Here is a 19,292-nt window from a genome sequence, read left to right as displayed (position 1 = left end):
CATCCAGTTCTTATGCCATTTCAATGTTGCCCGTACCCAAATAAAAACTTGTCAACCGGGCCAATGCGGTTATCTTGTCGCGCTATACCTCGTTACCTTGGCCCGGTTCCACCCTTACGGTGCGGTTGGGTTCTATGTACCACAAATATCCGGACACATTGTCGTAGCCCATCTCGCGCAACAAGGCCATGTAGCCCCTTACCTGCGCGTGGTGCATGCTCATCTCCTTGCCTGTCTTAAAGTCTATCACGATCACCTCCTCCTTATTATATATCACGCGGTCTGGACGGTTTTTCTTGACATTCCCGTTGCTTTTGTCGTATGACAAGATATCGCGCTCGTTTAAAACTTGCCATTCGGGGGTGAACCATCGAGCCACTTCCGGCTTGGACAGTCGGTCGTCAACCATTGCCTTTAGCTTCTGGCGCGTCATGGGCTTGCCGTACAACACGCCATCAAACTCCAACTTGTCTATAGCCTCGCTCACGTCGTCGGCAGTCACGATCGAGGCCAGTAGCGCGTGCAATATGTTTCCCGTCTGGATATATGACTGTCTTCTCTCGTTTTCATCCAAATCGTCTTGGGGCGTCACGAAGTTAACGCTGTCATTGCTTTGCCTGAAAATGGCCTTGGTGTCATAGTTCCTGACAGGTATTCTAACCCCTTGCTCGGCCTGCTCAAAAACGTTGCTCGTGGCTTTTGTCTTTTCCTCTCGCGCGGGGCATAGCGTTCCAAACTGAAACGTAGTGACATCATCCTCGCCGTTTTCCAAGGTGTGCCCCGGAAGTATGTCGGCCAATTTGACCCTTGGCCCATCTTTGTCGGCGTCATTTTTTTCAAGTGGGTTGGGCCCCTCGAACTCGAGTACCTTGCCTATCAAGGTAGAGGGGTATTCCGCTCGGCCTTTTTTCCCAAACACGAAGAGATTGCAACCGGCGCGCGTGAAAGCCACGTAGAGCAGGTTCAGGTTGTCCACAAGGTTTTTCAGGTGCTCGCTTTGATATTGCTCGCGGTATATGGAGCCCATCAGCTTGTTGGTGTAAAAATTCACGGGCACCAACGGCAGCTCGTTGTAAGGGGCATGTTTGGGAGCCACCCATAGCACGTCGGTGCTCATCTCTGTCTTCCAGTCGCAGAAAGGTATAATCACGTTCTCAAACTCCAATCCCTTGCTTTTGTGTATGGTCAACAGCCTCACGCCATCCACCTCGTCGCTCTGAATGGATTTGTCTGCTATGTTTTCATCCCATTCTTTCAAGAAGTCGTCTATGCCTGCCACGTATTCTTGCGCGAAGTCGGAGAGCTTGTCGAAAAAGGCGCAAACGTATGCGCTCTGCCCTTCCAGCTCTTCCAAATTGAAAATATGATACAGTTTCTCAGCCAAATCCACAAGTGGCGTGGACAGGAGCTCGTTCCAGCGGCGTGTCATTTCTTGTGGAAGCTGCTCGTAAAGCTCGTTTTTCCCGGCAAACATCTCACTGTCTGGCACGCACTCGGCATTGCCTTTTATTTTGCGGTAGGCTTTCACGAGCGCGGCGGCGGTGAGCTTGTCGTTTGGGTTTGCCAGCAGGCGCATGGCCCTTACGATGGTGTTTACGGCAAGCGAGGCTCTGAGTCGGAACGCCTCGTCAGACACCATGGGCACCATCGTGGGCCCACCGTTCAGCTCAATGGCGTTTTGTTGGAAATAATTGGCAAGCATCCTGATATGCTTTCGGTTTCTGGCGAGGATGGCTATTTTCCCCGGGCGAATTCCGGCCGACAGCAACTCTTCCAGCGTGTGGCCAACCTCCATGATCATTTGTGTCTCGTATTCCTTGGCAGGTATCAACCGAATGGTCACAGACCCGGCGGCGCTCTCGTCCATTTGGGCTTCTTTGGCCGACACACGCTGCACCACGTCGCCATACGCGCGCGCTATGTCTTGGGCCTCGAGCAGCAAGGGCGATGGAGCGTCGCCAAGCTCGAGGGTGGCTATGGCGTCGTCGGTAGACAGCCGTGACGCTATTTTAAAAAAGACATTGTTAAACCGTATGATGTTTCGTTTGGAGCGATAGTTGGTGCTCAAGGTTTTTATCTCTATCCTGCTGTCGTTTTCCGGCGTGAGGTTTTGCAGCAGGTGCCAGTCGCCATTGCGCCACCTGTAAATGCTCTGTTTCACGTCGCCAACTATCAGTGAGCCGTTGTTGTGCGCGAGACAATCGTCCAGCAGCACCTTGAAATTGCTCCATTGCACGGTGCTGGTGTCTTGAAACTCGTCTATCATGATATAGCGTAGCCGCGCGCCTATCTTCTCGTAGATGAACGGAGAGTCTTGTTTGTCTATAAGATCGTTGAGCAATTTTTGGGTGTTGGAAAGCGGATAGTTGTTATTGTCAGCGTTGATGCGTCTCACCTCTCTCTCTATCCTTCCGAGCAATCTCAGCTCATTGATGTTGCCCAATGTAAGATCGACCGACCTTACCACCACGCTTTGTCGCTCTCGCTCCTCTTCCGTTCGGCGCAAGAGCGGTCCTATCTCGCTGATTATCACTTGGCTGGTTGGATTGTTCTCGGTGCCTTTCCTGACCAAGCAAATGGGGTCCTCGATGGCTTTGGCCACATACGAGTTGGGCATTTTGTCGTCCGTGAAATTGCCTGCGGCTATCTTGGCGTAATAACCGGGCACGCCTTTGCCGCCTTGGAAGAAGTCTTTGTCCGTGATGAGGCGCTCGTCCACTATTTTCCGATACTCCGCGGCTAAGGCTCCCATTGTTTTGTTGGCCTCGGCTCTCATGGCCCTGAGCTTGTTGGTGTATCGCTTGAAAAACTCCGGGTCGTCCATGATGCGCCTTAGCTCTCGCTGGTGCTCTTTGTAAAAATCCTTGAAGATATTCTTGCCGAAGTTTTTTATTTGTCCAATGACATTCCAATTTTTTTCGTCGTCTATTTTTTCCGTGACAAAATCCATGACCCACGTGAGCAGTGGGTCGTCGTCGCCGCTTATGTTCTCAATGATATTGTCCACGGCCCGCTCTTCCACCTCGCTGTCGTTCAGGGCCACCGTCAGGTTAGCCGTCAGCCCAAGCTCGCGCGCGAGATTGCGCAATATGCGCTGGAAGAAGCTGTCTATGGTCTCCACCTTGAAATAATGGTAGTTGTGCAGCACAAGATCCAAAGCTTCCTTGGCCCTTTGGCGTATCATGGTGTCTCCCATCTTTGGAAACGCCTGCCGCATGCAGTCCATGTAATCCTCGGAGTCTGGCAGCGCGTTGCCTATGCCGTAAAGTTGCCCCAATATGCGGGTCTTCATTTCCTCGGTTGCTTTGTTGGTAAAGGTCACTGCCAGAATGTTGCGGTAGTTTTGTGGGTTTAGCACAAGCAACTTGATGTATTCCACGGCCAGCGTGAAGGTTTTGCCACTGCCGGCACTGGCTTTGTAAATGGTGATAGGTTTGGTTGAATCTGTCATGAGGCTGATTTGCGCGGCTGCGATATTATGATGACAAAGGTAGCTTTTTTAGTTGGAATGGCCAAAAATGCCAGCTCGCTATTTAGCCCTTGCGCCCACGGAGAGTATGGCGCAATCCGTGGCGCGACGTTTCCGCGTGGAAATTGTCATGAAAACTTCACTAAAAACTTGTCATGGAAAAAAGATGAAATAGAGAAAAATTAGCATCAGTTTGTAAATAATAAGTCAGACCGCTTCTCTTTTTTCATCGTTCATTTTCCCATGGAATGCTATTCGTATTGTCTTTCGTACCTATTCGCATTGTGTTTAAGCATTTTTGGCGTGTCGTTTAATCGCTAATTCTGGCTCGATAAGATACCAAACGCGGCGACATCAGAAAACTATTTGATATGTTTTGAGTAGATATCCGCATAACACGCTTATATATAGCCATTTAATAAAAACTCTAATTGCTGGCTTTGTTTTGAGAATTTGATTTGTTATTTTCAAACAAGCGAAGCACGAAGAGGTCTTTGTCATAATTTTTTGCACATGTATGCCTTGTGCCACATTTACGCGCAAAGGCTATGTCAGAATGCTGTCGCTTGCCAAAGGCCTGGCCTTGGCGCGCGCCTCCAAAACCCCCTTTGATGTGGGGTGGGTTTGTTACCGTTTACCAACAAGGGCTTCATCCAAAAGCTGGATATTCTGGTGCGCTCGTTAACTTTTTGTCAGAACCATCGGATAACTCGATAATTTTTCGTAAGTTTGCATATTAAACTGATAGAATTGTCACATGGGATTATTCGGATTATTCAACAAGAAAAAAAAGGAAACGCTCGACCAAGGGTTGGAAAAGACCAAACAGAACGTGTTTAACAAGTTGGCGAGGGCCGTGGCAGGAAAGTCGCAAGTGGACGATGACGTGCTCGACAATCTCGAGGAGGTGCTCATTTCCTCTGACGTTGGTGTGGACACAACCTTGAAAATTATCGGGCGCATTGAGGCGAGAGTGGCTCGAGACAAATACGTTTCTACGTCAGAGCTTCACAACATATTGAAAGACGAGATAGCCTCGCTACTCACCGAGAACAGGTCTGAGGATAATGACAATTGGGATTTGCCCGCAGACCATCGCCCATACGTCGTGTTGGTGGTGGGCGTGAACGGCGTGGGCAAAACCACGACAATAGGAAAGCTGGCCTATCAGTTCAAGGCGGCGGGCAAGAAAGTGTACCTTGGCGCCGCGGACACCTTCAGGGCGGCCGCCGTGGAGCAAATATCCATTTGGGGAGAGCGCGTGGGGGTGCCGGTCGTGAGGCAGCAGATGGGGTCAGACCCGGCCAGCGTGGCGTTTGACACGCTGCAGAGCGCCAAGGCCAACGGCGCCGACGTGGTGCTCATAGACACCGCGGGCAGGCTGCATAACAAGGTGGGGCTGATGAACGAGCTTAAGAAAATAAAGGACGTGATGAAAAAAGTTGAGCCCTCGGCGCCCGACGAAGTGCTGCTCGTCTTGGACGGCAGCACCGGCCAAAACGCTTTCGAGCAGGCCAAACAGTTTGCCGCCGTGACGCAAATCACGTCATTGGCTATCACCAAGCTCGACGGCACCGCCAAGGGTGGGGTGGTGATAGGCATTTCAGACCAATTGAAAGTGCCCGTGAAATATATAGGCTTGGGAGAGAAAATGGAAGATCTGCAACTCTTCAATCGCAGGGAATTCGTGGACTCGCTATTCTGACAGGATGAAGAAAAACAGAATAGATTTCATTACTTTGGGTTGCTCCAAAAACCTTGTAGACTCGGAGACGCTCATGCGCAAGTTTGAGAACTTGGGCTATGAGTGCGTCCACGATCCCAAGCGTGTGCAGGGAGAGATAGCCGTTGTCAACACTTGCGGCTTTATAGAAGCGGCCAAAGAGGAAAGCGTGAACACCATCCTTGAGTTTGTGGAGGCCAAAAAAGAGGGCCGCTTGGGGCAACTGTACGTTATGGGATGCCTGTCGCAGCGTTACAAATCGGATTTGGAGGCGTCCATACCGGAGGTCGACAAGTTTTATGGAAAGTTTGATTACAAAAACCTTTTGGCAGACCTTGGGCCGTCGACCGCGCAAGCCAGTGAGTCCACCACGTTCATGGAGCGGCGTCAAACGAGTGCGCTGAGCCGAAAAATTACCACGCCCAAGCATTACGCTTACGTCAAAATAGCCGAGGGATGCGACCGCCACTGTGCCTATTGCGCCATACCGCTGATCACGGGCAAGCACGTGTCGCGAAGCATCGAGGACATTTTGCGAGAGGTGGAGGGTCTTGTCGCCGACGGCGTCAAGGAGTTTCAGATTATCGAGCAAGAGCTTACCTATTATGGCGTGGACCTTTACGGCAAGCCCCGTATAGCGGAGCTTGTGAGCCGCATGGCTGATATCAAGGGCGTAAAATGGATTAGACTGCACTACGCCTACCCAAACCAGTTCCCGCTGGAGTTGTTGGACGTGATGCGCGAGAAACCCAATGTATGCAAATATTTGGACATAGCGTTGCAGCACATCTCGGACAACATGCTCACGCGCATGCGCAGGCATGTCACCAAGGCGGAGACGGTGGCCTTGGTCAAGAAGATACGCGAGGCCGTACCCGGCATTACGCTCCGCACCACATTGTTGGTGGGGTTTCCCGGCGAGACAGAGGCCGATTTTAGAGAGCTGGTCGATTTTGTTCGCGACACGCGCTTTGAGCGCATGGGAGCCTTTGCCTATTCGGAAGAAGAAGGTACCTACTCGGCTCTCCATTACGCTGACGACGTGCCAGAAGAGGTAAAGCGTCGACGCGTGGATGAGTTGATGAGCGTGCAGCAGAATATCAGCAAAGAGATAGAAGCCGCGAAAGTAGGCAAGACGCTGAAAGTGATTATAGACCGGCGAGAGGGCAATTATTACATCGGGCGAACGGAGACTTGCTCGCCCGACGTGGACCCCGAGGTGCTTATCCCGGTGGGGCGTCGAAGGCTGCGAACCGGATGTTTTTATGATGTGAGAATAACCGACAGTGAGGAATTTGACTTATACGGAGAGGTATGAATAACAAGGAATTTGTTGCGGACTTGGCTCAACGGGCTGGATATACGCAGGCCGACACGCAAAAAATGGTAACGGCCTTGGTGGAGGAGATGGGAGAGCACTTTGAAAATGGAGACAGCGTGCAGGTCACCAACTTTGGAACCTTCGAGGTAAAAAAACGCTTGGAACGTATCGTCACCAACCCGGCGACGCAGCAACGCATGCTTGTGCCACCCAAGTTGGTGCTCAATTTCAAACCGGCCGCATTGCTAAAGGAAACTTTAAAAAACTCATAATAAACGTGTAGAGCATGAGCAAGTTATACAATAGAGACCTGGCCAAGACGCTCGCCGCGAAGTTTAAGCTTGACAGAGGCGCCGCGGAAACGTTTGTCAACTGTTTTTTTGATTCCATAAACGATGGGCTTAAATACGATAGACAGGTGAAAGTGAGAGGGCTTGGCACGTTTAAAGTTACGGCTGTGGCCGCTCGCAAGAGCGTGGACGTGAACACGGGAGAACCCATCGTCATAGAGGGGCGTGACAAAATAAACTTCACCGCGGACACTTCCATGCGCGATCAGGTGAACCGCCCATTCGCTCAATTTGAGACGGTGATGGTGAATGATGGGGTGAATTTTGACGAGATAGACGAGAAATTTGCCGAAAGCATGACAGAACAGGATGACAGCGAAGAAAGCGATGAAAAAGACGTGGCGAAAACTGGAGTTGCCAAACAAACGGAGGAGCCATCTGGAGACGAGACGCCAAACACGGCGATGACCGCCGGAAACGCCCCTGACAAAGAGGAGGATGGCAAGACAGAGAGCGCGAGCGCGTATGAGGGCGAGGAGGTTGTCGACGAAGATCGGGGAGCCACGCTTGACGAGACAAGCCCCGACGTGACGGAGAGCGAAACCGCGCGATACCCGGCGAGCGACCTTTCCGCGCTTGAACCTACGAAAGACGATGCTGGAAACTCTTTTGCCGAAGAAGAAAACTTGCCGTCGGAAAACGGGCATGACGATGAAATTGTCGAACAGTCGGGCGAGCGACCAACTTTTTTGAACCAAGACGTCGTGTGGGAAGACGGCCGGAGGCAGGCCGTGACAACAGCGAAAGGCGAGATGGAGAGTGCGGACATGCAGGATGGAGCGCGGCCAACAGAACCTGACAAAATGAGCCCATCGGTAAAGACGGATGCACCCGTAGAGGTAGAAGAGGCGGTAAAAACAGATAGCGTAGAGCTTGAGTTGGTAAAAAAGCGAGCGACAGAGCTGCAAGAGGCGATGGGGCGTCAGCGCAAGTTCGTAAAATTGTTGGTTGTCGCGGGAGTCGTTTTGTTGGCTGTTTGCGTAGGCGCCATTGCTTATTTGAGTTCACAATTGGCCAAGCGTGAAAATCGAATACAACATCTTGAAGCAGAGGAGAATATTCCGGTTGATACCTATTATGGCGACACGGCTTCACGAGCCGTGGCTCTTGAGCGTTTAAAAAAGCAGGAAACGGCTGACAGCATGAAAACGGCGGCGGTGCTGTCGGAGTCTCAAAAAGAGTTGGCAACCCCTGTCGCGACAACGAAGCAAAAAGACAACTTGGAAAAAACGTCCTCAAACGCTAATAAAAAAAAACAGTTATCAAATGACGCGAACGTGGCTCAAGCCGAAAAAAAGAAATCGCCTGCCCAGCCAGACGAAAAGCCAAAGCGTCAAGTGCAAGTCTCCAACGTCTCTAACTATGACAAGGACGCGCGCGTGAGAACGGGCGCATACAAAATCGTGGGCGTTGACCGAACGCTGACTGTGCGTAAGGGACAAACCTTGCGCGGCATCAGCACCGCGAACCTTGGCCCGGGAATGGAATGTTACGTGGAGGCGGTAAATAATGGCCGCACGGAATTTAAAGAGGGTGAGAAAATAAAAATACCCAAGTTGCAACTGAAGAAACGCTAAACGCGCGGGGCGACAGCCACTTTTCCATGATGTGCCCAGGATGGTGGCCTTGGTATTTGCGCGTCAGTGTTCGCAGGCGCGACAAGCATTGTGGGACGCCGGTCAGTGTGTTAACGTGAGGCAGCACCAATCGTCCTCAGTCAGCCTGCGCGCTTCGCGCAATTTTAGTCGCGCCGCTTTTTCCAAGATGATTTTGGCGTCTTCTTGATAAAAGCCGCTGAGAATGAGTTGGGCGTCGGGGGTCATTATCTTGTTAAACGTAGGCATATCCTGCAACAATATGTTGCGGTTGATGTTAGCCATGACCACATGAAACGGCTTGTCGATGCCGTCAAGCACTTTGCTGTCGCCATGAAGCACGGTCATATTGCCTACGCTGTTCTCTTTGGCGTTGTGCGTCGCGTTGCTCACGCACCACTCGTCAACATCATAACCGACCACTTCTGCCGCGCCAAGTTTTGAGGCCGTGATACCAAGAATGCCTGTGCCACAGCCACAGTCGACCACTCGTTTGCCTTGGACGGGGATGCCAAGAAGCGAGCGTATCATCATGCGCGTGGTTTGGTGGGTGCCCGTGCCAAACGTTTGGTGGGGCAAGATGGATATGGGAACCGCGCCGTTGGGAACGCGGGGCGACTCTCGCCGCGTGTCGTATATCACAACCTTGTCGTCAATGTTAATAGGCTCAAAGCCCGCTTTTTCCCATTGCTCGTTCCAATTTTTGCTCTCGACACTATGTAATTGGTAGGTGACTGTTGTGTGCTCGAGTGGGAAATCGGCAATGTTAGCATCTAACAATGACTGTTTTAACGCCGTTTTTTGAACGTAACCATTCAGTCCCCGGTCCGTGCTCTCAAAGGCTTCGAAGCCTGCTTCGGCCGAGATGTCGGCTAAAAGGTCGCGCGCCACTTCTAAAAGAGCTGGCTCGCAATTGATGGTAAACTCCGCGACTATATACTCCATGCTAAATCTTAAATTATATTGCAAAATTAAACAAAATAGGGAAAAACCTACCACGGTTTAGGGTTTTTCCGTATATTTGTAGATAAATAAACGGTATGTTTGTAGCGTTAAAATGGGTTGGCAAGGAAGACCCATCAGTGAAAACAATGTAATATATATAATGCAAGGAGTGAGAATATGAAAAAGTTGATGATGCTTTTAGTCTTTGCAGGAGTGTTTTCCTCACAAGGCATGGCTCAAAGTGACGATCTATACTTCGTGCCTGAACGTATGCCTAAATCTGTTGAGACAACCTCCTCTAACGACAAACCGGCTTATTACCGCGGCGCCGACTGCGGTGTTGACGAGTATAATCGCGCGGGCAAGTTTCGTAGTTACTATCAGAAGATAGGAGTCGACTCGTTGGGCAATGACATTGTCGTGACGCGAAATGGCAAGGGTATCTGCCCTGACATGTCATACGCGGATACAATGTATGTCCGTTCTGCCGAGCCACAGTTCGACGACGATTATTTTTACACTCGGAGGATGAGCCGCTGGGACGATTTTTATGACCCTTGGCTGTATGGTTACGGGGCGTGGCGTTACGGATGGCACAACCGATGGTACGACCCGTGGTACTATGGATATGGTGGTTGGTACGATCCTTGGTACATGGGCTATTACGGTGGTTGGTACGATCCTTGGCATTATGGATATGCTGGATGGTATAGCCCGTATTACACGAATTGGTATGGACGGCCCTGGGGATGGTATGGAGGTGGTTACGCTCGTGTGAGAGAGGGTAATCCGAGTGGCTTGACGGGCGACCGTACATGGAGTTTTGAAAATAGAGGCCCTGCCACTGGCTACGGAAGATTTGGTAGAGGATATAGTTATAAAAATGGCGCAAGCACAAGCACCTATACCAATCGGAGTGCGCGAAATCGCTCTTTTGGTAGAAGTACAAACTCGACGTGGCCCAATACTATGGACAGTAGAAACAATCGGTCATTCGATCAAAGCAGGAGTGTAACACCATCATACGGCAGTGGTTCGCGTGGTTTTGGTGGTACGTCAGGCGGTAGCTTTGGCGGCGGTAGCTTTGGCGGCGGCGGTTTTGGCGGCGGACATGCCCCAAGTACTGGCGGCGGACACTTTGGCAGGGGAAGATGATAATAACAATACATTAAAATATATACTGAAAACGATGAAAACGAAATATATTGGGTTAGCAGCTTTGGCCTTGTTATCAATCCCCTTGGCTGCCCAAGAAACCTATCAAGACACGAAATTGGTGGACAAAGACCTTAACGGAACCGCTCGTTATGTTGGTATGGGTGGAGCCATGGAAGCTTTGGGCGCGGACATTTCAACCATTAGTACCAATCCTGCGGGCTTGGGACTGTTTCGGTCAAGCCAATTCGCAATATCTGGTGGCATGGTTGCCCAACAAGATGCCACGACGTCTCCAGCATACGGTAGGCTTGGAATAGATATCAAAGGTAATAAAACCAATGCGAGCTTTGACCAAGTGGGATTGGTTTATTCGATGAGATCTGGACGATATAAATACTTGAATGTGGCTTTCAACTACCACAAGAGTTGCAATTTCGACCAAATACTTACTGCCGGGGGTGCCTTGAGGAATGCGTCGCAGAACAAACTGTCGGCTGTAAAATACCCTTTCGCGGATAACTATAACTGGAATGGGGTGGACGCTAACTATAAAAGTTTGATGTCACCGGTACTTGATGATAAAGGCAAACAGGTGGGGATGGATTACCTCAACGGCACGGCTTACCTGTTTGGACAGTATCAAAAGGGATACATTGGCGAATACAGTTTCTGCCTTAGTGGCAATGTCAGCAACCAATTGTATCTTGGTGTGACGTTCGGTTTGCGAGACGTGAACTATCGAAGCAATAGTTTTTATAGGGAGAATTTAGAACATAATGCTGGTGTTGGCACATGGGAGGATTTACAAATAGATGGTAATGGCTTTGACATCAAGGCTGGCGCCATATTCCGTCCGGTGGAAACCTCACCTTTCCGAATAGGCGCTTATATCCACACCCCTACGTGGTATGACCTGAAATTGAGAGGCGCCAACGATATTACGATGAGGCAGGATAAGCGAAGCGTGGATAAAGGCCAGCAGGCTGAATATGATTTTAAAGTGTACACACCGTGGAAATTTGGCGTGAGCTTTGGACATACCATTGGCCAGCAAGTGGCCCTTGGCGCTACATACGAATACGCTGATTATGGCACCATGGACAACCGTGTGAATGATGGTGGCTACTATGACTATTGGGATGGCAGGTATTACGAGAGTACGATTAGTGACAATGGCATGAATGACCACACGAAAGCAACGCTAAAGGGTGTTAGTACCATAAAATTGGGTGCCGAATATAAGCCAACAGTTAATGTGGCAATCAGATTGGGTTATAACTATTTGAGCCCCATGTTTGACAAAAATGGCTTTCGTGACGGCAGTATATCTTCGCCGGGAAGTGCTTATGCCACATCGACAGACTACACTAACTGGGGCAGCACCAACCGATTCACGTGTGGAATGGGGTATGCCGTGAAGAAATTTTACGTTGATTTGGCCTACCAATACTCACAAACAGATGGCACTTTCTACCCATTCATGAGTTATTACGCGGAGAAATCCAAAGAGAGCCAAAGCAATATCGTTGACGGTGTGAGCGTAAACAACAAGCGCCATCAACTGTTGCTAACGTTAGGATATAAGTTTTAGACCAAGCTATCAGTATGTGATACTGGGTGATAAACATATGCTCCGAAATCCATATTTATATATTTTGGATTAAAATAAAATATTTTTTTAATAGGATAAGTCGTGAGACGTGTCCTATTTTTTTGTAACTTTGTCTATAATTATTTTTATTAACCGATATACAAATGACGAAACGACAATTCGTTCTCATCATCCTGATGATGACATTATTGGTGTGCCATGCGCAGAAACGCCAGTTCAGGGGAGCTTGGATACAAGCCGTGAACGGGCAATTTCAAGGTATGTCAACGGCAGCGATGCAACAAACGCTGGCTTATCAACTTGACGAGTTGCAAAAAGACGGCGTGAACGCCATCATCTTCCAAGTGCGACCGGAGTGTGACGCGCTTTATGCCAGCAAGATAGAACCATGGAGTCGGTTTCTAACGGGAGTGCAAGGCCGTGCCCCACAACCGTATTGGGACCCATTGGAATGGATGGTAAACGAGTGCCACAAGCGTGGAATGGAGCTGCACGCATGGATAAATCCTTATCGCGCCAAGACTAAGGGCACTAACCAATTGGCTGTGAACCATGTCACAAAGTTGCGCCCAAACTGCTATTTCACATACGATAATCAATACATTTTAAACCCCGCGCTCAAAGAGAATCGTGATTATATCTGCATGGTGGTTGACGACATTGTGAGCCGTTATGACATTGACGGGCTCCATATTGATGATTATTTTTATCCCTACCCAGCTCCGGGGCAGTCCATACCAGACCAACAATATTACATGGCCGACCGTGGAGGTTTTGCCACCATTGGCGATTGGCGAAGAAACAATGTCAACCTGTTTGTGAAACAACTGTCCGAAACAATCCATAAACGTAAGCCGTGGGTTAAGTTTGGCGTGTCTCCCTTTGGTATTTACCGCAATAAAAAAACAGACCCGGTGAATGGCTCCGAGACCAATGGCCTGCAAGACTATGACGACTTGTACGCAGATGTGCTGCTATGGGTGAACAACGGGTGGGTGGATTACTGCGCGCCACAGATATATTGGCAAATCGGACATCCTGCGGCAGACTATGCCACGTTGATAAAATGGTGGGATAAGCATGCGTCCAACCGGCCGCTTTTTATTGGGGAAGATGTTGAGCGCACGACCAAATACGCTGACCCTTTAATGCCCACCAGTCACCAACTGCCCGCGAAATATAGATTGCACCAACAAACGCACCATGTGAACGGAGTGGTTTTGTGGTACGCCAAAGCCGTGGTGGACAATATTGGCAATTACGGATCGGTCTTGCGCAATTATTATTGGAAATATCCTGCCCTGCAACCTCGTATGGAGTTTATAGATGACAAAGCTCCCAAGAAGCCGCGCAAGCTAAAGGCATTGTGGACCAGTGATGGTTATTTTTTGTTCTGGCAAGTGCCAAGGGGAAAAAAATGGAATGATGTCGCTACAAAATATGTGGTTTATAAATATGACGCAGGTGAAAAGATTAATATAGAAGATGTGTCTAAGATAGTGGCAATAACAAGCCAGACATTTATTAAATTGCCTTATGACAATGGGAAAACCAAATACACCTATGTGGTGACCTCGCTTGACAGGATGTCGAATGAGAGCAAGGTAAAAAAGAAAAGTGTAAAACTTTAAATGATCTATATCACAAAATAAACGCGTCAAGGCGTCGCGGAATTATTTCCAAGGCGTATTCACCAATGCCTGAAAAGTTCAAAGCCGAACTTGCACCCAAACGTCGTGTTGCCTTTACCATTGCTTACAAATACGCCGCACGAGAACAAACGGGTGGTAAATCCATATCCAAACTCCATGTACGGATGTATGTTTTTTACGTCCAACACGGACGTATAAACGCGCTCCATCTCCATAAACCGCCCTATCCAAGGTAGCCAACTCAAGAGCAGCATGGGGCTTTCGTAGGTCACGTTGGATCGGATATAATATTCAGAAGTGTTGTAAGTCTCACTCCGAAGCAACTCAAAATGTCCGCTCCAGTCATCGTTCCATCCCCCCGGAATGTTGTTCTCTTGAAAATTCTCATAGTTCAGGAAGTAAGCGTCATCATTTTTCCAAGTGTAAAAGCCAGTGCCAAACCGCATTTGTATCGACTTTAATTTATGAATTCGATAGATGTATTCGGCGTTGAACTCATAACGCTCGTAAGCGGTGTTCGACTTGAACAAACGCTTAATGCTCCTGTCATAATCGGCCGTGAATATGGGCCCCCTCCATCCCCACGGACGATATTGCAGCTGTATGAGCGGTGCCAAAGACCGATAACGCCATTGTCTGCCCAACAACTCGAAAGCCTTTCGGTTAACAGCTACTCGTTTTTGATAGAGAACACCTATTTGTAGGCCAAATTTTTCAGATATTTCGTTATTGTATACAAGCCGAACGTCGGTCTGCTTAAATTCGTTCAGCAAATCAAAGTTGGGCAGGTTTAGCCCCGTGGTATCAGGGTATTGTCGCTCGACACTTCGTTTGACAGACTGATGGCTAATGTGATTTCCATTGCCAATCTCTAACTTGAGGAAGCCGTTTCTTCGTTTGTTAAAAAAATAATAAACAGGTAACCGATAATAAAACTGTTGCATCTTAAATGCGTATCCAGCCATCATACGTGCTGAAAACTCACTGTTGGGCGTGAATTGATAGCTTATGCGTATGTCTGTTTTATAGGTAAAGCCGCGTCGATGGTCGTAACCCATATACAAAGGATTGAGCACGGGGTCCAGACGAATGTGCCCTTGGTTGTTGATTCCGAAGTTTGTCTTTATTTGGTTGAGCACATTGTCGCCAATCATGTCCCACAAAATGATTTTTGCCCAATCTTTTTTCTTGGGCTGTGCGTTTTTTACAGCTGCTATGGAGTCGCGTTGACGCTGTTGTGTAAACATGCGTTCGTACAGCGCAATGTCGTCTTTTGTCAGCGTGTCTGGGCGTACAAGGCACATCTTTTGGAAATCGTTTTCATTGCCAACGTTATCTTGTATCATTCGAGGAAGGTTGTAATAAGCGAGGAAATTGGCTGTCACTTTGTTGCCTATAAAGCAGAAACGCGTACTCAAGGCGCATTTTTGAGGTGCCAGGGAGTGATACCCCGATTTGCCCATTTGCATGTTGAGCTTAAAAGATATCATGTCAAATTCGCCGCGGATGTCACATTCCATGACCCGCCCTGACGTGATATCGACAGAGGCTTCGCCAGCGACGAGTTGTGTGTTCTTGCGTTTTGGTTTGAAAATGACACGCGCTTCGCAGCCATTGATTTGCTCGATGGCGTAATGGTAGAAATGTCTATTCTTCCAGTTGAATGGTGATATGATGTTGCCATCGATGATCGTTTCGTTGTAAATGGCAGGTGTTAGATACTTGGCAAGGATCGTCATGGCGCTTCGCCGATGGGGTATCGTCGTTGTTCGAAGAAGCGGTTTGGAGCTGTAATCTCCGTTTTCTTGCAACACAACACGACTGTATGTCTCGCCAATGTATTCCCTTTCGCCACTATATGCAATGGCATACACGCTTGGTACCAGCATGAGAGTGGGATTTTTTCGCTCTACATTCAGTTTGAAGCGGGTATAGGCATACGTTGTGTCTTGCCTGATGGCGGCGCTGTCGATGGAAGAAGCGTACTGAAAGACATGACGCATGATGTCGCTTATCGAATGTTCCGCGGGCATTGCTGGCATGCGGCATGATATGATTAAGATTAAAGTTAAACGTAATCTTGCCATATCTCTTGCGTCTGATAGTCTTTTTTCTTTTCGGTTAATATGGGAAAGGTTGTGCAACAGCAGGCGAGCGTATGCCGTATATGTGGCGTGTTATCGTGTTGGCTGTTGTGGTATTTGCAAACAGTCCACAATAATCGAAATGTTATTGTGGACTGTTTGTCATGTGACATACGCCGAGATCTCAAAGAGTTAGGCCATCCGTGTTCTCAATATGAGCGCGCGATGATGACACGACATTTAGCGGGTTTCCCGCTAACCATGTCCACGCCTTCTGTCTGCTCGTAGCCAAAGGGCACGCACCGGATGGTGGCTTGCGTGTCTTCCTTGATTTTTGCCTCCGTCTCGGGTGTTCCATCCCAATGGCACAAGAAGAAGCCTCCGTCTTTGATGCGCTCTTTGAATTCCTCGTAGTTATCACATTCATAGATGTGGCTGTCGCGATATTTACGAGCTTTATCAAATATTGACTTTTGAATATCAACAAGTAAGTCCTGTACATGTTTTGCGACACCGTCAAAAGGCAAGACTTCTTTTTCCAAGGTGTCGCGTCGCATTACCTCGACTGTGCCATTCTCGAGGTCTCGGGCGCCAATTACAAGCCTTACGGGCACACCCTTCAGCTCATAGTCGGCAAATTTAAAGCCAGGACGCTTGTTGGCGGAATCGTCGTATTTAACGCTAACGCCCATTCTTGTCAGTTCCTCCACCAATGGGTTAATCTTTGCCGAAATAGCCTCAAGTTGCTCCGCGTTTTTGCTGATCGGGATAATGACAACTTGTATTGGAGCCAACTTTGGTGGCAGCACCAGGCCGTTGTCATCAGAGTGAACCATAATCAGCGCACCCATCAAACGGGTTGAAACTCCCCAACTTGTGGCCCATACATACTCGGGCTTGTTTTCTTTGTTCAAGAAAGTGACGTCAAAACTCTTGGCGAAATTTTGTCCGAGGAAATGACTCGTACCACTTTGCAAAGCCTTTCCATCCTGCATCATGGCTTCGATGGTATAGGTGTCCAATGCTCCCGCAAATCGTTCCGTTTCGCTCTTGACTCCTTGTACCACAGGCACTGCCATCCAATTTTCCGCGAAATCGGCGTAAACGCCCAGCATCTTTTGTGCTTCTTCTTGCGCCTCTTCAGACGTGGCGTGAGCTGTATGCCCTTCTTGCCACAAAAATTCTGACGTGCGCAAAAAAGGCCTTGTCCGCATTTCCCAACGCATAACGTTGCACCATTGATTGCAGAGGATAGGAAGGTCGCGATATGATTTTATCCAATTTTTGTATGTGTTCCATATCATCGTTTCCGACGTAGGGCGGATAATCAGCTCCTCCTCGAGCTTCGCCTCCGGATCCACGGTGATGCCTTTTCCATCCTCAGTGGCCTTGAGGCGATAGTGAGTAACCACCGCGCTCTCCTTGGCGAAGCCTGCCACATGCTCGGCTTCTTTGGCGAAGAAGCTTTTGGGGATGAGCAAGGGGAAATAAGCATTTTGCACACCTGTGGCCTTGAACATCGCGTCAAGAGCTGCTTGCATCTTTTCCCATATCGCATAGCCGTATGGCTTGATAATCATACATCCACGAACAGGCGATGTCTCGGCGAGATCCGCCTTCATCACCAAGTCGTTATACCACTGACTATAATTGTCAGCCCGCTTGGTTAAGTCTTTTAATTCTTTTGCCATTATTGTGTTTTGTCTTATTTGTAAAATTCTTTTTTGGGGATTTCCCTGTCATAAAGTAGGCTAATTCCCATAATAATAATCTTTTTAAGATCTAAATTTGTCGCAAAGTTACTAAAAAAAAACTTATTATAAGGTTTCCTATTAAAAAAAGGACTAACTTTGCATAAAGACATTTTAAATAAAATTGATTATGAAAAAAATTAAAATCGCAACAATGGGTTTATGTATGCTCACCATTTTCAGCTGCTCAACCAAACAGGGGACGGGCTCTCTTATCGGAGCTGGAGGCGGAGCGCTGCTCGGTGGTATTATAGGCAAGATAGCAGGCAATACCGCCGTGGGAGCCGCTATAGGTGGAGCCGTGGGAGCGGGCACAGGCGCTATTATCGGAAGACACATGGACAAGGTGGCCGCCGAGACGGCGTCGCAGGTGGAAAACGCCAAAGTGGAGAAAGTGACCGACGCCAATGGTCTGAAAGCCGTTAAGGTGACGTTCGACTCTGACATTCTTTTTGATCTAAATCGGGCTTCGTTAAACAACGCCAGCAAGAACCAGTTGGCTAAATTCTCCAAGGTGTTGAAGAAAAACACATATTGCCATGTTGCTATCTATGGATATACAGACCGTTCTGGCAACGATGCCATCAATGTGCCATTGAGCCAAAAACGCGCGCAGGGCGTGGCCGATTATCTCAACGCGTGTGGAGTAAGCCGCTCGCAATTTAAAAACGTTGAGGGCCGAGGAAGCCAAGACGAGATAGAGAACAAACGCGTTTCGCATGTTAACCGTCGGGTGGAGGTCTATCTATATGCCTCCAAGGAGATGGTCGACGCCGCCAAATCTGGTAGGCTTAACTAAATCTTTTCATAATAATACTGTTTGTTGGGGATGCGTGCGCCATGGCTCGCCTCCCCCTTTGGCATGAGAATATTGACGAAAACCATACGTTGGGCACTGAGCTTGTTTTTCGCTTCTACGATATTTGCGGTGGTGGCCATACGTTTCATACCCGTGTATGTCACACCACTGATGGTGATACGTTGTTTCCAAAACGGCAATCTCACCATGCGTCACCGCTGGATTCCCTTGGATGAGATGTCGCCCCATATGCCAGTGGCCGTAATGGCGAGTGAGGATTCGCGGTTCTTGCTGCATCATGGCTTTGATCTTGATGCCATAGGCAAAGCCGCCAAGCGCAATCTTTCGAGCTCAACGACCCACAAATACGGTGCCAGCACCATCTCTCAACAAACAGCCAAGAATGTTTTTTTATGGCCTGGAAGGTCGTGGGTGAGAAAGGGCTTCGAGGTCTATTTCACTGCGCTGATAGAACTTTTTTGGAGCAAGCAACGTATCATGGAGGTTTATCTCAACTCCATCGAGATGGGCGATGGCATCTACGGCCTGTCGGCCTGCGCGCGATACAATTTTGGAAAATCCGCCCGCGACCTATCTCGCGACGACTGTGCGCTTATTGCGGCCACGCTGCCCAATCCGCGTCGTTTCTCGTCTAAGAACCCCAGTGGATACATGCGCCTTCGACAACGCCAAATCAAGGCCAACATGAGATACATACCTTCTTTTCCAAAGGAGGGAGAAGACTATGATCCTCACACTGCCGTTGGGGGCACATACCGATAGGGTCACAACATAAAAAGTTTGTAAAAAGGATATAACACTCCATGTTTAAG

General features: G+C 48.8%; 14 protein-coding genes. 10 read left to right on the top strand and 4 right to left on the bottom strand.

What is annotated here, in order from left to right; translation table 11 throughout:
* Positions 1-82: 82 nt before the first annotated feature.
* On the bottom strand, positions 83-3,451 hold the full coding sequence (locus HMPREF1640_RS02615) for an exodeoxyribonuclease V subunit beta (protein ID WP_036892121.1): 3,369 nt from the start codon (positions 3,449-3,451) through the stop codon (positions 83-85).
* 27 nt (positions 3,452-3,478) lie between these two features.
* Between HMPREF1640_RS02615 and HMPREF1640_RS13140 the strand changes: the two genes are divergently transcribed.
* From HMPREF1640_RS13140 to HMPREF1640_RS13610, 5 genes are all read left to right on the top strand, one after another.
* Positions 3,479-3,655, top strand: coding sequence for a hypothetical protein (locus HMPREF1640_RS13140; RefSeq protein WP_156098688.1), 177 nt, complete (start codon positions 3,479-3,481; stop codon positions 3,653-3,655).
* Between the two features lie 571 nt (positions 3,656-4,226).
* On the top strand, positions 4,227-5,174 hold the full coding sequence (gene ftsY / locus HMPREF1640_RS02610; RefSeq protein WP_036892119.1) for a signal recognition particle-docking protein FtsY: 948 nt from the start codon (positions 4,227-4,229) through the stop codon (positions 5,172-5,174).
* Between the two features lie 4 nt (positions 5,175-5,178).
* Complete coding sequence (rimO, locus tag HMPREF1640_RS02605) at positions 5,179-6,510, top strand: 30S ribosomal protein S12 methylthiotransferase RimO (RefSeq protein WP_036892117.1); 1,332 nt, start codon at positions 5,179-5,181, stop codon at positions 6,508-6,510.
* Entirely contained in the window at positions 6,507-6,785 is a 279-nt protein-coding gene (locus HMPREF1640_RS02600) for an HU family DNA-binding protein (protein WP_036892116.1), read from the top strand. The genes rimO and HMPREF1640_RS02600 overlap by 4 nt, the downstream gene beginning before the upstream one ends.
* A 14-nt stretch (positions 6,786-6,799) precedes the next feature.
* A complete protein-coding gene (locus HMPREF1640_RS13610; RefSeq protein WP_036892115.1) occupies positions 6,800-8,440 on the top strand; it encodes an HU family DNA-binding protein in 1,641 nt (546 codons plus the stop codon).
* Between the two features lie 102 nt (positions 8,441-8,542).
* Here HMPREF1640_RS13610 and prmA read toward each other — a convergent pair whose 3' ends face one another.
* Positions 8,543-9,403, bottom strand: coding sequence for a 50S ribosomal protein L11 methyltransferase (prmA, locus tag HMPREF1640_RS02590; RefSeq protein WP_036892113.1), 861 nt, complete (start codon positions 9,401-9,403; stop codon positions 8,543-8,545).
* Positions 9,404-9,580: 177 nt separating this feature from the next.
* Here prmA and HMPREF1640_RS12720 point away from each other — a divergent pair, with 177 nt between their 5' ends.
* The 3 genes from HMPREF1640_RS12720 to HMPREF1640_RS02575 all read left to right on the top strand — a co-directional run bounded on the left by HMPREF1640_RS12720 (position 9,581) and on the right by HMPREF1640_RS02575 (position 13,804).
* Positions 9,581-10,558 (top strand): hypothetical protein, encoded by a 978-nt coding sequence (locus HMPREF1640_RS12720; RefSeq protein ID WP_081935245.1) that lies wholly within the window; start codon positions 9,581-9,583, stop codon positions 10,556-10,558.
* A 34-nt stretch (positions 10,559-10,592) separates the two neighbouring features.
* On the top strand, positions 10,593-12,152 hold the full coding sequence (locus tag HMPREF1640_RS02580; RefSeq protein WP_036892110.1) for an OmpP1/FadL family transporter: 1,560 nt from the start codon (positions 10,593-10,595) through the stop codon (positions 12,150-12,152).
* A 164-nt stretch (positions 12,153-12,316) separates the two neighbouring features.
* Positions 12,317-13,804 (top strand): glycoside hydrolase family 10 protein, encoded by a 1,488-nt coding sequence (locus tag HMPREF1640_RS02575; protein ID WP_036892109.1) that lies wholly within the window; start codon positions 12,317-12,319, stop codon positions 13,802-13,804.
* A 59-nt stretch (positions 13,805-13,863) separates the two neighbouring features.
* Here the strand turns inward: HMPREF1640_RS02575 and HMPREF1640_RS02570 are convergent, their stop codons facing one another.
* Both HMPREF1640_RS02570 and proS read right to left on the bottom strand, forming a co-directional pair.
* Entirely contained in the window at positions 13,864-15,867 is a 2,004-nt protein-coding gene (locus tag HMPREF1640_RS02570; protein WP_231565821.1) for a DUF5686 family protein, read from the bottom strand.
* A gap of 251 nt (positions 15,868-16,118) precedes the next feature.
* A complete protein-coding gene (gene proS, locus HMPREF1640_RS02565; RefSeq protein WP_036892107.1) occupies positions 16,119-17,600 on the bottom strand; it encodes a proline--tRNA ligase in 1,482 nt (493 codons plus the stop codon).
* A 190-nt stretch (positions 17,601-17,790) separates the two neighbouring features.
* Here proS and HMPREF1640_RS02560 point away from each other — a divergent pair, with 190 nt between their 5' ends.
* A complete protein-coding gene (locus HMPREF1640_RS02560) occupies positions 17,791-18,459 on the top strand; it encodes an OmpA family protein (protein WP_036892106.1) in 669 nt (222 codons plus the stop codon).
* A 63-nt stretch (positions 18,460-18,522) separates the two neighbouring features.
* Positions 18,523-19,242 carry a monofunctional biosynthetic peptidoglycan transglycosylase gene (mtgA, locus tag HMPREF1640_RS02555; RefSeq protein ID WP_036892201.1) on the top strand — a complete coding sequence of 240 codons (720 nt, stop codon included), beginning with the start codon at positions 18,523-18,525 and terminating at the stop codon, positions 19,240-19,242.
* Positions 19,243-19,292 lie beyond the last annotated feature (50 nt).

The organism is Prevotella sp. S7-1-8 (genome assembly GCF_000758925.1).
Taxonomy (GTDB): domain Bacteria; phylum Bacteroidota; class Bacteroidia; order Bacteroidales; family Bacteroidaceae; genus Prevotella.
The sequence above is the reverse complement of the archived record's forward strand: the minus strand, read 5'-3'. Positions and strand labels throughout refer to the sequence as shown.

Excerpts from the sequence above, each read along its gene's own strand:
- ftsY (WP_036892119.1), top strand. The coding sequence starts at position 4,227 with ATGGGATTATTCGGATTATTCAACAAGAAAAAAAAGGAAACGCTCGAC.
- HMPREF1640_RS12720 (WP_081935245.1), top strand. The coding sequence starts at position 9,581 with ATGAAAAAGTTGATGATGCTTTTAGTCTTTGCAGGAGTGTTTTCCTCA.
- HMPREF1640_RS02570 (WP_231565821.1), bottom strand. The coding sequence starts at position 15,867 with ATGCCAGCAATGCCCGCGGAACATTCGATAAGCGACATCATGCGTCAT.
- prmA (WP_036892113.1), bottom strand. The coding sequence starts at position 9,403 with ATGGAGTATATAGTCGCGGAGTTTACCATCAATTGCGAGCCAGCTCTT.
- HMPREF1640_RS13610 (WP_036892115.1), top strand. The coding sequence starts at position 6,800 with ATGAGCAAGTTATACAATAGAGACCTGGCCAAGACGCTCGCCGCGAAG.
- HMPREF1640_RS13140 (WP_156098688.1), top strand. The coding sequence starts at position 3,479 with ATGATGACAAAGGTAGCTTTTTTAGTTGGAATGGCCAAAAATGCCAGC.
- HMPREF1640_RS02600 (WP_036892116.1), top strand. The coding sequence starts at position 6,507 with ATGAATAACAAGGAATTTGTTGCGGACTTGGCTCAACGGGCTGGATAT.
- mtgA (WP_036892201.1), top strand. The coding sequence starts at position 18,523 with ATGAGAATATTGACGAAAACCATACGTTGGGCACTGAGCTTGTTTTTC.
- proS (WP_036892107.1), bottom strand. The coding sequence starts at position 17,600 with ATGGCAAAAGAATTAAAAGACTTAACCAAGCGGGCTGACAATTATAGT.
- HMPREF1640_RS02560 (WP_036892106.1), top strand. The coding sequence starts at position 17,791 with ATGAAAAAAATTAAAATCGCAACAATGGGTTTATGTATGCTCACCATT.
- HMPREF1640_RS02615 (WP_036892121.1), bottom strand. The coding sequence starts at position 3,451 with ATGACAGATTCAACCAAACCTATCACCATTTACAAAGCCAGTGCCGGC.
- HMPREF1640_RS02580 (WP_036892110.1), top strand. The coding sequence starts at position 10,593 with ATGAAAACGAAATATATTGGGTTAGCAGCTTTGGCCTTGTTATCAATC.
- HMPREF1640_RS02575 (WP_036892109.1), top strand. The coding sequence starts at position 12,317 with ATGACGAAACGACAATTCGTTCTCATCATCCTGATGATGACATTATTG.
- rimO (WP_036892117.1), top strand. The coding sequence starts at position 5,179 with ATGAAGAAAAACAGAATAGATTTCATTACTTTGGGTTGCTCCAAAAAC.